At 67.7% G+C, this 13,970-nt stretch carries 11 protein-coding genes; 10 read left to right on the forward strand and 1 reads right to left on the reverse strand.

All coding sequences use genetic code 11. The features are described 5' to 3' along the window. On the forward strand, positions 1-252 hold a 252-nt coding region (locus tag AC5Y36_RS25385), incomplete at its 5' end, for a WXG100 family type VII secretion target (RefSeq protein ID WP_500043741.1). A 183-nt stretch (positions 253-435) separates the two neighbouring features. On the opposite strand, the gene AC5Y36_RS25390 is transcribed toward AC5Y36_RS25385, so the two are convergent. Then, positions 436-1,983 carry a PPE domain-containing protein gene (locus AC5Y36_RS25390; protein WP_500043742.1) on the reverse strand — a complete coding sequence of 516 codons (1,548 nt, stop codon included), beginning with the start codon at positions 1,981-1,983 and terminating at the stop codon, positions 436-438. A 233-nt stretch (positions 1,984-2,216) separates the two neighbouring features. Here AC5Y36_RS25390 and AC5Y36_RS25395 point away from each other — a divergent pair, with 233 nt between their 5' ends. The 9 genes from AC5Y36_RS25395 (at position 2,217) to AC5Y36_RS25435 (ending at position 13,937) form a co-directional block, all read left to right on the forward strand. Beyond that, positions 2,217-2,981 (forward strand): response regulator transcription factor, encoded by a 765-nt coding sequence (locus tag AC5Y36_RS25395; protein WP_500043750.1) that lies wholly within the window; start codon positions 2,217-2,219, stop codon positions 2,979-2,981. Then, positions 2,978-4,492 carry a sensor histidine kinase gene (locus AC5Y36_RS25400; RefSeq protein ID WP_500043743.1) on the forward strand — a complete coding sequence of 505 codons (1,515 nt, stop codon included), beginning with the start codon at positions 2,978-2,980 and terminating at the stop codon, positions 4,490-4,492. Before AC5Y36_RS25395 ends, AC5Y36_RS25400 begins: the two co-directional genes overlap by 4 nt. A gap of 125 nt (positions 4,493-4,617) precedes the next feature. Next, the gene (locus tag AC5Y36_RS25405) at positions 4,618-5,799 is read left to right on the forward strand and encodes a PPE family protein (RefSeq protein ID WP_500043744.1); all 1,182 of its coding nucleotides are present in this window, start codon (positions 4,618-4,620) and stop codon (positions 5,797-5,799) included. Between the two features lie 158 nt (positions 5,800-5,957). After that, positions 5,958-6,047 (forward strand): potassium-transporting ATPase subunit F, encoded by a 90-nt coding sequence (locus tag AC5Y36_RS25410; protein ID WP_500043745.1) that lies wholly within the window; start codon positions 5,958-5,960, stop codon positions 6,045-6,047. Beyond that, a complete protein-coding gene (kdpA, locus tag AC5Y36_RS25415) occupies positions 6,047-7,714 on the forward strand; it encodes a potassium-transporting ATPase subunit KdpA (RefSeq protein WP_500043746.1) in 1,668 nt (555 codons plus the stop codon). Before AC5Y36_RS25410 ends, kdpA begins: the two co-directional genes overlap by 1 nt. Before the next feature lies 1 nt (position 7,715). After that, positions 7,716-9,824: a potassium-transporting ATPase subunit KdpB gene (gene kdpB / locus AC5Y36_RS25420; RefSeq protein ID WP_500043747.1), complete on the forward strand. Its 2,109-nt coding sequence runs from the start codon at positions 7,716-7,718 to the stop codon at positions 9,822-9,824. Position 9,825: 1 nt separating this feature from the next. After that, a complete protein-coding gene (locus AC5Y36_RS25425; protein WP_500043748.1) occupies positions 9,826-10,716 on the forward strand; it encodes a potassium-transporting ATPase subunit C in 891 nt (296 codons plus the stop codon). Next, positions 10,685-13,264: a sensor histidine kinase gene (locus AC5Y36_RS25430; RefSeq protein WP_500043751.1), complete on the forward strand. Its 2,580-nt coding sequence runs from the start codon at positions 10,685-10,687 to the stop codon at positions 13,262-13,264. The genes AC5Y36_RS25425 and AC5Y36_RS25430 overlap by 32 nt, the downstream gene beginning before the upstream one ends. Continuing rightward, positions 13,257-13,937: a response regulator gene (locus AC5Y36_RS25435; RefSeq protein ID WP_500043749.1), complete on the forward strand. Its 681-nt coding sequence runs from the start codon at positions 13,257-13,259 to the stop codon at positions 13,935-13,937. Before AC5Y36_RS25430 ends, AC5Y36_RS25435 begins: the two co-directional genes overlap by 8 nt. Positions 13,938-13,970 lie beyond the last annotated feature (33 nt).

A 13,970-nucleotide genomic window follows, 5' to 3' on the forward strand; every position in this document is an offset into this window, starting at 1 on the left:
GCCCACGGTGCGCTGATCAAGGCCCAGGCCGCCTCCCTGGAGGCCGAGCATCAGGCCATCGTCTCTGATGTGTTGGCCGCCGGGGACTTCTGGGGTGGCGCCGGCTCGGTGGCCTGCCAGGAGTTCATCACCCAGCTGGGCCGCAACTTCCAGGTCATCTACGAACAAGCCGCCAGCCACGGCACCAAGGTGCAATCCGCCGGCAACAACATGGCCAACACCGACTCCGCCGTCAGCTCCAGCTGGGCCTGAATCTCTTTCCTGCGCCAGCAGCTATCCACAGTTTGACCGAGTGTGCGGTTTGGTACCCAACACGCCGCTCAAGGCGTACCAAACCGCACGCTCGTCGGGTGTTGGACCCATTCTCGAGCAGACGCGAAAGCCCCCGAATCCGCTCGGATTCGGGGGCTTTCGCTGCGGGACTGCTCGGCCTGATCAGCCCAGCAGCTTGCGCTTTTGTTCCGTGAATTCCTCCTCAGTCAGGACCCCCTCGTCACGAAGCGCGGCAAGTTCACGCAACTCGGCGGCGATTCCCGTGACCGCGCCCGTCGGTGCTGCCGGCTTTTCTCGATCCGTCGTTCCACGACCTCGGCCGGCGGTGCTTCCTGCCAGCGCCCGCCCCGCCATCCCCGCCACCGCCATCTCGGCGTAGGGCACGTCCGATCCCGCTGCCGCGGCCGCTGATCCGGCCGCCGCGGCGGTTTGCGACGACGTCATGGCAACCTGACTCATCGCCGCCGGGGCGGCCGCGGACCAGACCGCAGGGGCCGCCGCAGCCGACCAGGCCGCCGGCTCAACAGCCGACCAGCCCAACGGCGCGGCCGCCGCCCACCCGCCCGGTACCGACATCGCGCCGAGCGAAAGCGCTTGTCCCACATTGGCCGAAGCCCCGGCGGCGCTGGCCGCACCCAACCCGCCCAGGCTGCCCAGGCCGCCCAGGCCGGGCAACGGTACAAAGCCACCCAGAGATCCCAGCGCCCCCAGTCCCCCGGCCTCGGTCAGCGAGTCAGCGCCCAGGAAGTCCAGACCCACACCGATCAGATCCAATCCGACACCGCCACCGTCCAATCCGACCAGGCCGACACCGTCCATGCCGAGACCGGCAGTGTCCTCGATCAACCCGAGCGACTCGTTGCCGACAAACGACGACGCGGTGCCGCCGGCAGCGGCCGCGCCCACGCCGGCCGCCTTCGAGGCGTGCTTCACCCCCTGACCCGGAGCGACCGCCGACAATGCACTCAGCGGCGCATAGGCGGCCGAGGACACGGCTGACGTCCCGCTGCCCACCGCGACCGGCCCGAGGCCCGCTGCCCCGGTCCCACCCGCCGCAGGCTGCAATGACGGCGGCGCGCCCTGCAAGGCGCCCGCCAACTGCGCGGCGGCCGCCTGCGCCTTGCTGCTTGCCGCGGTGCCCGCGGACTGCAGGCCGGACGCGACCTGGCCGCTCTGGGCGCTCGGGTTGGTGTTCTGCTTCGGTGCGGCGAACGGTGTCAACGACGTCGACGCGGCCGACGCACCAGCCGCATACCCGTACATGGCAGCCGCATCCTGCGCCCACATCTCCAGATACAACGCTTCGGTGGCGGCGATGGCCGCAGTGTTCTGCCCCAAGATGTTCGTCGCGATCAGGGCCGCCAACTGGGCGCGGTTGGCGGCAATCACCGGGGGCGGAACCGTCATCGCAAAGGCCGTCTCGTAGGCGCTCGCCGCCGCCTTGGCCGAGGCCGCGGTCTGCGCGCACTCCGCGGCGGTGGCGTTCATCCACGCGATGTACGGGGCTGCCGCCGCGCTCATCGACGCCGACGCGGGCCCCAACCACTGCCCAGTCAGCCCGGCGACGACGGACTGGTAGGCACTCGCCGTCAACCCCAAGTCGCTGGCCAGTCCCTCCCAAGCGGTGGCCGCACCGAGCATCGGCCCCGGCCCCGGCCCCGTGTACATCCGCCCGGAGTTGACCTCCGGTGGAAGGCCTGCGAAATCCATTGCGTTACACCCCCTACATGTTGCGTCGGAACGGTGTTCGCACGCGCGCCAATAGCGACGTCAGGCGTTCATCGCGCAGACATCTATCAGACCAACCTCTTTGCACCACACTATTTTTCGTAAACGCCCCTGTGCACGCTCGCCACGTAGACTCATAGAGAACACATATCTGTACCGGCTTTGAGCGGCACCGATGGTTGAATACATTTGAGGATGCTATGAATCAGACCGCCATGCCGGATGACCCGCGCGAACGCCGTCCACGCAAAGCGATCCTCGGCCAACTGCCCAAGATCACCCGAGCCGACGGGTCGCCGATCCGGGTATTGCTGGTCGACGACGAAACGGCGCTGACCAACCTCGTCACGATGGCATTGCACTACGAGGGCTGGGTCGTCGACGTCGCACACAACGGACGCGACGCGGTAGCCGCCTTCGGCAAGGCGAGCCCCGACGTTCTTGTGCTCGACATCATGCTGCCCGATGTGGACGGCCTCCAGATTCTGCAACGGGTCCGGGAATCCGACCTCTACACACCCGCGCTGTTCCTGACGGCGCGCGACTCGGTGATGGACCGGGTCACCGGCTTGACCGCCGGCGCCGACGACTACATGACCAAGCCCTTCAGTCTGGAGGAGTTGGTCGCTCGGCTGCGCGGACTGCTGCGCCGCTCCAGCCACCTGACACCACCATCAGACGAAGTCCTCACGGTGGGAGATTTGACGCTCGACAGCGCCAGCCGCCAGGTAAGCCGCGCTGGGAAGAACGTGGCGCTGACCGCGACCGAGTTCGAGTTGCTTCGGTTCCTGATGCGCAACCCGCGGCGGGCACTGACCCGCGCGGAAATCCTGGACCGGGTCTGGAATTACGACTTCGCCGGCCGCACCAGCATCGTCGATCTGTACATCTCGTATCTGCGTAAGAAGATCGACGCCGGCGCCGACGCGATGATCCACACTGTGCGCGGGATCGGTTACATATTGCGGCCCGCCGAATGACGGCGCCGACGGCCAGTCCCTGGTGGCGCCCACGTTCGGTACGGCACCAGTTGGTGCTGGGAGTCTCGGCCGTCATCACCGTCGTGTTGGTCGCCGTCGGCCTGGTGTCGGTGCTGAGCCTGCGTGCCTACGTCACCGCAATGGAGGATGCCGACGTCTCCCAGGCGCTCACCGCACTCACCCATTCGTATGCGCGGTACCGCAAAAACGCTGCGCCACAACGCATGGACTCGACGGCGATCCAGACCGCGCTGCTGGGATTCACCGAGCAGGAGCCCGGAAACCTCATCGCGGTCCTGCGTGGCGGCCGCGTGGTGGGTACCGCCACCTTCTCGGGCAACGACGAACCCCGGCCCGCCACCGCTGACGTCGCAGCCACCATCGAACGACAGGCGTGGTCGGACGGACCAGGACAAACCATCACCCTGCACGGCCTGGGCACCTACCGGATGGACAGCCGCCAAATCGCCGGCGGGGACCGCCTGGTGGTGGGCGTGTCGGTCGACCTGGCCAACCGCACAATTCAGCGCCGGATCATCACTGCCACCGCGGTCCTGGTGATTGCACTGCTGCTGACCGCCGCGTTGACGGTGTGGGTGGTGGGGTATGCCCTTCGCCCGCTTCGCCGCGTCGCGGCAACCGCGGCGACGGTGGCGGGCATGTCGCTGGCCGGCGGCGACGAGCGGATCACCGCTCGAGTTCCGCCGGGCGACACCGACCCCGACAACGAGGTCGGCGTCGTCGCGCAAACCTTGAACCGGCTGCTCGACAACGTCGACGGCGCGCTGGCGTATCGCATCGAATCCGACAAGCGGATGCGACAGTTCCTCACCGACGCCAGCCACGAGCTGCGCACGCCGCTGGCTGCGATCCAGGGCTACGCCGAGCTGACCCGTCAAGACAGTTCCACGCTGCCGCCGACCACCGAATATGCGCTGGCCCGCATCGAGTCGGAGGCGCAACGCATGACGGCGCTGGTCGACGAGCTACTGCTGCTGTCCCGGCTCGGCGAGGGCCAGGACCTGCAGTTCGAGGACGTCGACCTTGTCGATCTGTGCAGCCACGCGGTCAACGACACCGCGGCGTCGGCGCCTACCCACATCTGGGTCAAAGACCTGCCAGACGAAGCAGTATGGGTCCGCGGAGACCAGGCCAGACTGCACCAACTGCTCACCAACCTGCTGAAAAACGCCTGGGTGCACACTCCGTCCGGTGTGACCGTCACGACGAGCATCGCCGCCCACCGCAGCGGCGTCGGCGGGCCCTACGCCGAGTTGACGGTGACCGACACCGGCCCCGATATCGACCCCGAGCTGCTGCCACACCTTTTTGACCGGTTCGTACGCGCGGATAAAGCCCGATCCGGTGAGGCGGGCAGCACCGGGCTGGGGCTGGCAATCGTGGCCTCGATTGTCAAAGCGCATCACGGCACCGTCACCGCCGAGTCCGAGAACGGCCAGACGGTGTTCCGGATCCGCCTTCCGTTGAGCGATTCTCCGACCGAAGTGTGACGAAAACCACTGTGTGCCGCTCGATCTGGCCGCTGAGGCAGAAACTCGTAAAGAAAGCATCCGGAGCCGTTAGATACCCGTAAAGGCGGTGGTGACCGGCGCGTGACGCGGTCCACGCTGGAGTCATGGATTTCGGAGCTTTACCACCGGAAATCAACTCCGGGAGAATGTATTCGGGCGCTGGGGCCGCCCCGTTGGTTGCCGCGGCGACCGCCTGGAGCCAGCTGGCCGCCGAGTTGAGTTCGACCGCCGCCTCCTTCGGATCGGTGATCACCGGGTTGACCAGCGAGAACTGGCGCGGCCCGGGGTCGGCGGCGATGTCCGGTACGGCGGCGCCGTACGTCGCCTGGCTGCAGGGCACCGCCGCCCAGGCTGAGCAGAGCGCGACACAGTCCAGCGCCGCGGCGGCCGCGTTCGAGGCGGCATTCGCGGCCACCGTGCCACCACCGGTGATCGCCGCCAACCGGGCGCTGCTGGCGGCGCTCGTCGCGACCAACATCCTGGGCCAGAACGTTCCGGCCATCGCGGCTACCGAAGCGCACTACGCCGAGATGTGGGCGCAGGATGCGGCCGCCATGTACGGCTACGCCGCCGCGTCAGCCACGGCGTCCACGTTGACGCCCTTCACGTCGCCGCCGCAGACAACCAACCCCGCCGGGGTGGCGGCGCAGACGGCTGCGGTGGCCCAGGCCGCCACCGGCCAGACGCAGAGCAGCCTCGCGCAGCTGGTCACCGGGGTGCCCAGCACCCTGCAGAGCCTGTCCTCCCCCGCATCGTCGGCTTCTTCGTCGTCATCGGGGCTGTCCGGGTTGTTGAACAGCATCTTCGGCTCGGGCACCGTGACCGACAGTGTCAACGGAATGGTCAACGCCGGCTTCTGGAACGGGACCAGCACCATCTCGACCGCTTTGGGATTCCTGAGCAGCCTCGGCAGCAGTCTGGGTGGCAGCAGCAGCGCCACCACCAGTGCGCTGGGCTCGGCGGTGAGCAGCGGCCTGGGCTCCGGTGTGCTCGGATTGGCCGGCTCCAGCGGCGCCGCGGGTCTCGGCAGCGGGATGTCGGTGGGTCTGGGACAGGCAGGAACGGTGGGCGCATTGTCGGTGCCGCCGAGTTGGGCTGTTGCCGCACCGGCGGTCAACCCGGCCGCCGCGGCACTGACGGGAACCGGGGCCATGGCGAACGGCGGAATGTCCGCCGTTCCGGCCGGTATGCCGTTGGGCGGCCTGGCGGGCCGCACCGATGTTGTCGGCCCGCCGCGATACGGGTTCCGCCCGACCGTCGTCGCACATCCGCCGGCCGCCGGTTAGCGCGTATGGAAACCGTTAAGAGACGCGCGATTCGCGGTTGAGCAGGGCTAGCGTCGGTTACGTCGATTGCCAAAGGAGAGGTGCATGCTGGCCTATGTGGCCCTGACGGTGGTGATCTTCGCTGCGCTGGGCGCCGTGGTCACGATGGTCGACAAGCTGTGAGCCTGGCCAACGGGGTCGGTCTGGTGCTGGCCGTCCTGATCTGCGCGCTACTCGTTGCGGCACTGCTGTTCCCGGAGCGGTTCTAGTGCCCGGCGCGGCCGCCGGGCTGCTGTTCACGGTCTCACTGGTGATCGCCCTGGTGGTCGTTCACCGACCGCTGGGCGACTACATGTACCGCGTCTACAGCTCCGAAAGCCACTCCCGCCCAGAGCGGTTCATCTACCGGCTGATCGGCGCGGACCCGGAATCCGAACAGAGCTGGCCCAGCTACGCCCGCAGCATGCTGGCGTTCTCGGCGGTCAGCCTGCTGGGGCTGTTCCTCCTGCAACTGGTGCAGGGCAGCCTGCGGTTGCATCGTTTTGACCCGGCGACACCGATGACGGCGGCGCTGGCCTGGAATACCGCGGCGAGCTTTGTCACCAACACCAACTGGCAGGCATATGCCGGTGAAACCACCCAGAGCCATCTGGTGCAGATGGCCGGCTTGGCGGTGCAGAACTTCGTGTCGGCCGCAGTCGGCATGGCGGTGGCCGTCGCGTTGCTCCGCGGGTTCGCCGGTCGCCACACCCGCGACCTCGGCAACTTCTGGGTCGATCTGGTTCGCGGGAATCTGCGAATCCTGTTACCGATCGCGTTCGTCGCAGCGGTGGTCCTGCTCGCCGGTGGCGTCATCCAGAACTTCCACGGATATCGGGCGGTGGCCACCGTGGCGCACGGCTCGCAGACCATCACCGGCGGCCCAGTCGCCAGCCAGGAAGCCATCAAGCTGCTGGGCACCAACGGTGGCGGCTTTTTCAACGCCAATTCCGCGCACCCGTTCGAAAACCCGACCACCTGGACGAACTGGGTGGAGATCTTCCTACTACTGGTGATCAGCTTCTCGCTGCCCCGCACGTTCGGACGTTGGGTCGGAAGCACCAAGCAGGGCTACGCCGTGGCCGCGGTGATGGCCGTCATCGCCATGCTGAGCGTCAGCCTGATCAGTCTGACCCAGCTGCAGCATCACGGCACCGTCCCCACCGCGGTCGGGGCGGCCACCGAAGGCGTCGAACAACGCTTCGGGGTCGCCGACTCCGCCGTCTTCGCCGACGCGACCACGCTGACCTCCACCGGCGCGGTCGACTCGGTGCACGACTCCTACACCAGCCTGGGCGGGCTGATAGCCATGTTCAACATGCAGCTCGGTGAGATCGCGCCGGGGGGCACCGGTTCGGGCCTGTACGGCATGCTCATCCTGGCGATCATCACCGTGTTCGTCGCCGGCCTGATGGTCGGGCGGACCCCGGAATACCTCGGCAAGAAGATCACCCCACGTGAAATCAAGCTCGCGGCCGGCTATTTCCTGATCACACCATTGCTGGTCCTGGTGGGCACGGCGATCACGATGGCGCTGCCGGGGCCCCGTACGGCCATGGGAAACGCTGGACCGCACGGACTCTCAGAGGTGCTCTACGCTTTCACCTCGGCAGCCAACGACAACGGCTCCGCATTCACCGGACTCAACGCCGACACCGGCTGGTATGACACCGCGCTCGGCCTGGCAATGATCATCGGCAGGTTCTTGCCGATGATCATTGTGCTCGCCCTGGCCGGCGCGCTGGCCCGCCAGGGCAGCACACCGGAGTCGATCGGCACCCTGCCCACCCACCGACCGCAGTTCGTCGGTCTGGTGGTGGGCGTGACGGTGATTCTGGTGTCGCTGACGTTTCTGCCCGCGTTGGCTCTCGGGCCACTCGCGGAAGGAATCCACTGACGTGACGCTGTCGACGTCGCGCATCCAGGGCGGGTTGCTCGACCCGCGCGTGCTGGCGCGGTCGCTGCCCGGGGCACTGCGGAAATTGGATCCGCGCACCATGTGGCGCAACCCGGTGATGTTCATCGTCGAGGTCGGCGCGGTGTGGTCCACGGTGCTGTCGGTACAGCAGTCCAGCTGGTTCGGCTGGCTGGTAGTGGGGTGGCTGTGGTCGACGGTGCTGATCGCCAACCTGGCCGAGGCGGTCGCGGAGGGCCGCGGCAAGGCGCAGGCCGATACGTTGCGCAGATCCAAAGCCGACACCGTCGCACGCCGGTTGCGCGGCTGGTCGCCGGGCACCGGCGGATCGGAGGAAGAGGTCGCCGCGCCGCTGTTGCGGCAGGGTGACGTCGTCGTCGTGGAGGCGGGCCAGGTCATTCCCGGCGACGGTGATGTGGTGGAAGGCATTGCGTCGGTGGATGAATCGGCGATCACCGGCGAATCGGCCCCGGTGATCCGGGAATCCGGTGGCGACCGGTCGTCGGTGACCGGCGGCACCACCGTGCTGTCGGATCGCATCGTGGTCCGGATCACCCAACAGCCGGGGCAGAGCTTCGTCGACCGGATGATCGCGCTGGTCGAAGGCGCCAACCGGCAGAAGACACCGAACGAGATCGCGCTGAACATCCTGCTGGCGGCCTTGACGATCATCTTCCTGGTGTCGGTGGTCACGTTGCAGCCGCTGGCGATCTACGCCAAGGCCGGCGATCCCGGGGTGGCCGATACCGCTGCCCTGACCGGCGACGGCGTCACCGGCATCGTCTTGGTGGCGTTGCTGGTATGCCTGATCCCCACCACGATCGGTGCACTGCTGTCGGCGATCGGCATCGCCGGGATGGACCGGATGGTGCAGCGCAACGTGCTGGCCATGTCGGGGCGCGCGGTCGAGGCGGCCGGCGACGTCAACACGCTCCTGCTGGACAAGACCGGCACCATCACCCTGGGCAACCGGCAGGCGTCGGCGTTCATCCCGATCGGGGTGGCCGCCGACGCGCTCGCCGACGCCGCCCAATTGTCCAGCCTCGCCGACGAAACCCCGGAGGGCCGCTCGGTGGTGGTGTACGCCAAACAGGCCCACGGCCTGCGGGCGCGAACTCCCGGCGAGCTCGCCAACGCGTCCTGGGTCGAGTTCAGTGCGGTCACCCGCATGTCCGGTGTCGACATCGACGGAAGGCAGCTGCGCAAGGGCGCGGCCAGCGCCGTCGCCGATTGGGTGATCGGACAGGGTGGCACCGTGCCGGCCGATCTCGGGCAGATCGTCGACGGCATCAGCGCAGCCGGCGGCACGCCGTTGGTGGTGGGCGAGGCGACCGGCGGAAATCCGTCCGCCCGGGTGCTGGGCGTAATCCACCTCAAGGACGTGGTCAAGCCGGGCATGCGTGAACGGTTCGACGCGATGCGCCGGATGGGCATCCGGACCGTCATGATCACCGGCGATAACCCGTTGACCGCCAAAGCGATCGCCGATGAGGCCGGTGTCGATGACTTTCTCGCCGAAGCCACCCCCGAAGACAAGCTGACGTTGATCAAGAGTGAGCAGGAAGGCGGCCGGCTGGTCGCGATGACCGGCGACGGCACCAACGACGCTCCGGCGCTGGCGCAGGCCGACGTCGGTGTGGCGATGAACACCGGCACCACCGCGGCCAAAGAGGCCGGCAACATGGTGGATCTGGATTCCGACCCCACCAAGCTCATCGAGATCGTCGAGATCGGCAAACAGTTGCTGATCACCCGCGGCGCATTGACGACGTTCTCGATCGCCAACGACATCGCCAAGTACTTCGCGATCATCCCGCCGTTGTTCGTGACGCTGTTCCCGGGTCTGGAGGCGCTCAACGTCATGCGGCTGCACAGCCCGCAATCGGCGATCCTGTCCGCGGTGGTCTTCAACGCGCTGGTCATCGCCGCCTTGATTCCGTTGGCGCTGCGCGGTGTCCGCTACACGCCCACCAGCGCGTCGAAGTTGCTGAGCCGCAACCTCTACGTCTACGGCCTGGGCGGGATCGTGGCCCCCTTTGCCGGGATCAAGGCCATCGACTTGGTGGTTCAACTGCTTCCGGGAATGGGATGAGATGAAGTACGGCGATTTGGCCCGCCAGCACCTCGCCGCGCTGCGGGCTCTGCTGGTGTTCACGGTGATCCTGGGTATCGGCTACCCGCTCGGTGTTTGGCTCACAGCCCAGCTGCCCGGGCTGCATTCGCGCGCGGAGGGCTCGATGGTCGTCGCCGACGGCCGGCCGGTGGCCAGCGCGCTGATCGGCCAGTCCTTCACCGACCCCACCGGTCGCCCACTGCCGCAGTATTTCCAGAGTCGTCCGTCGGTCGGCGGCTACGACCCGACGGCGACCGGGGGCAGCAACCTGGGCCCCGAAGACATCGTCGATCGCCCCGACCGGCCCAGCCTACTCACCCGGGTATGCGCGCGAAGCGTCGCGATCGAGCGGACCGAAGGACTTGAAAAGGGCGCCGGCTCACGCCCGTTCTGCACCGCCGGCGGCGTCGGTGCGGTGCTGTCGGTGATCGGACCGCGTGACCTGCACGGCGGCGTCCATCCGACCCGGGTGGTCAGTGTCAACGAGTCGTGCGCGACCGCGGGCCAACCGTTCCTGGCCAGCTACCGCGGCGTGCGGGTGGAATGCGCCAAACCCGGCGAAGACTATTCGGTCGGTCAGATCGTGCCGGTACGCGGAACCGCCCCCGCACACCCAACCGTTCCCGCCGACGCCGTCACAGCCAGCGCCAGCGGACTGGACCCCGACATCTCGCCGGCCTACGCCGAACTTCAGATTCCCCGGGTCGCCCGGGCCCGCCACCTCAGCCAGGATCAGCTACGCGTGCTGGTGGGCAAGCATCGCAGCGGTCGCGGACTGGGCTTCCTCGGGGAGCCGCGGGTCAACGTGGTCGCGCTCAACCTCGAACTCGACCAGAAGTATCCCGCCGAACACCTGGCGACTGGTGGATGATGGTCACGTGAGCGACGTCGAACACCGGCGCAAACGCGGTGAGCTGCGCATCTACCTGGGCGCAGCGCCCGGAGTCGGCAAGACGTACGCGATGCTCGGCGAGGCGCACCGACGCCTGGAGCGGGGTACCGACCTGGTCGCGGCGGTGGTCGAGACGCACGGACGCCGCAAAACCGCCGAGCTTCTTGCCGGCGTCGAGATCGTCCCGCCACGCGAAATCGCGTATCGGGGCCGCCGATTCCCCGAACTCGATGTACCCGCGGTGTTGGCGCGCAATCCGCAGGTGGTGCTGGTCGACGAACTCGCTCACACCAACACCCCGGGTAGCAAGCACACCAAACGCTGGCAGGACATCGAGGAGTTGCTCGATGCCGGCATCACGGTCATTTCCACCGTCAACATCCAGCACCTGGAAAGCCTCAACGACGTCGTCGCCCAGATCACCGGCGTGGTGCAGCAGGAAACGGTGCCGGATTCCATTGTGCGGCAGGCCTCACAGATCGAGCTGATCGACATCGCTCCGGAGGCGCTGCGCCGCAGGCTGTCTCACGGAAACGTTTATGCGCCCGAGAAAGTCGATGCCGCACTGTCCAACTATTTCCGCAGCGGGAACCTCACTGCGCTGCGGGAGTTGGCCCTGCTGTGGCTGGCTGACCAGGTCGACGCCGCCCTGGCCAAATACCGCAAAGACAAGCGGATCACCGACACGTGGGAGGCGCGCGAGCGGGTCGTGGTCGCGGTCACCGGGGGCCCGGAATCGGAGACCCTGGTGCGGCGGGCGTCGCGGATAGCGACGAAGTCCAGTGCGGAACTGGCTGTCGTGCACGTGTTGCGCGACGACGCCGGCCTGGCTCGGGTGTCCGCACCGCGGATGGTCAAGGTCCGCGAGCTGGCGGCCAGCCTGGATGCATCGCTGCACACCGTGGTCGGCGACGACATACCCACCGCCCTACTGGATTTCGCACGTCAGATCAACGCCACCCAGCTGGTGCTCGGCACCTCGCGACGCTCACGCTGGGCGCGGATCATCGACGAGGGGATCGGCGCGACGGTGGTGCGGCGATCGGGCAAGATCGACGTCCACATCGTGACCCATGAGGAATCCCAGCGCGGGTTTCATCTGGCGTCGGTCTGGCCCCGCCACCGCCGCGCCGCGTCCTGGCTGGCGGCGGCGGTGGTGCCGTCCGCAATCTGCGTGATCGTGCTGAGTTCGGTGGACAAGTATCTGGGCACCAGCGGCTCCAGTGCCCTGTTCTTCGTCGGGGTGTTGCTGGTCGCGCTGCTCGGAGGTGTTGCCCCAGCAGCGCTCTCGGCAGTGCTGTCCAGCCTGCTGTTGAACTACTACCTCACCGCGCCGGTGCACAGCCTCACCATCGCCGAACCGGATGCCGCGGTGACCGAAGTGGTGTTGCTGCTGGTGGCGGTCGCGGTCGCGGTACTGGTCGACGGCGCCGCCAAGCGTTCCCGGGAAGCGCGGCGCGCCTCGCAGGAGGCAGACCTGCTGACCCTGTTCGCCGGGTCGGTGTTGCGCGGCGCGGACCTGGAGACACTGCTGGAACGGGTACGGGAGACCTATTCGCAGCAGGCGGTCAGCATGGTGCGCCATGAGCCGGACGGAAGCCGCCTGATCGCGGGTGTCGGCATACATCCCTGTGCCACAGCGGCTTCTGCCGACACGGTGATCGAGGTCGGCGACGACGAGTTCTGGATGCTGCTGTCCGGCAAGAAGCTGGCCGCCCGCGACCGCCGTGTGCTCGGCGCGGTCGCCACCCAGGCGGCCGGCCTGGTCACGCAGCGCGAGTTGGCCGAGGAGGCCAGCAAGGCTGAGGCGATCGCCCGCGCCGACGAGTTGCGCCGCTCGCTGCTGTCCGCGGTCAGCCACGACCTGCGCACGCCACTGGCCGCAGCCAAGGTGTCGGTGTCGAGCCTGCGCGCCCAAGACGTCGCCTTCTCCCCCGAGGACACCGCGGAGCTGCTGGCCAGCATCGAGGAGTCGATCGATCAACTCACCGCACTGGTCGGCAATCTGCTGGATTCCTCCCGGTTGGCGGCCGGCGTGGTACATCCCGAACTGCACCGGGTGTATCTGGAGGAAGTCGTGCAACGCGCCCTGGTCAGTATCGGCCAGGGCACCACCGGGTTTTTCCGATCGGGCATCGAGCGGGTCAAGGTCGACGTGGACGGCGCCGTCGCGCTGGCCGACGCCGGCCTGCTGGAGCGGGTGTTGGCGAACCTGATCGACAACGCGCTGCGTTACGCCCCGGACAGCATGATCCGGGTCAATGCCGGCCGGGTCGGCGACCGCGTCCTAGTCAGCGTCATAGATGAGGGACGCGGTATCCCGCACGGCAGCGCCGATCACCTGTTCGAGCCGTTCCAGCGGCTCGGGGACAACGACAACACCACCGGGGTCGGGCTGGGGTTGTCGGTGGCGCGCGGCTTCGTCGAGGCGATGGGTGGGACCATCCAGACCACCGACACCCCCGGCGGGGGGCTTACCGTTGTGGTGGATTTGGCCGCTCCGGGCGAGGAGGGCGTCTGTGACTAGGGTGCTGGTGATCGACGACGAGCCACACATTCTGCGTGCGCTGAAGATCAACCTGACCGCGCGCGGCTACGAGGTCATCACCGCCTCCACCGGGGCCGGCGCATTACGCGGTGCTGCTGAGCACCGCCCCGATGTGGTGATCCTCGACCTGGGTCTGCCGGACATCTCCGGCATCGAGGTTCTGGCCGGGCTGCGCGGCTGGCTGACCGCACCGGTCATCGTGCTCTCGGCGCGCACCGATTCGTCCGACAAGGTCGAGGCGCTCGACGCCGGCGCCGACGACTACGTGACCAAGCCGTTCGGCATGGACGAGCTGCTGGCCCGACTGCGTGCGGCCGCGCGCCGCGGCGCCACAACTTCCGAGACGGATCAGCCGGTCATCGAAACCTCCTCGTTCACGATCGATCTGGCCGCCAAGAAGGTGATCAAGAACGGCGCCGAGGTCCACCTGACGCCCACCGAATGGGGCATGTTGGAGATGCTGGTCCGCAACCGCGGCAAGCTGGTCGGACGTGAGGACCTGCTCAAGGAGGTTTGGGGTCCCTCCTATGCCAAAGAGACGCACTACCTGCGGGTGTATCTCGCCCAGCTGCGGCGCAAACTCGAAGACGACCCGTCACAACCCAAGCACCTGCTGACCGAGGCGGGTATGGGGTACCGCTTCGAGGCGTGAGCGCGCTTTCCACGCCGAACGTGCACTCAGCGC

Source organism: Mycobacterium sp. NGS50 (assembly GCF_059812545.1).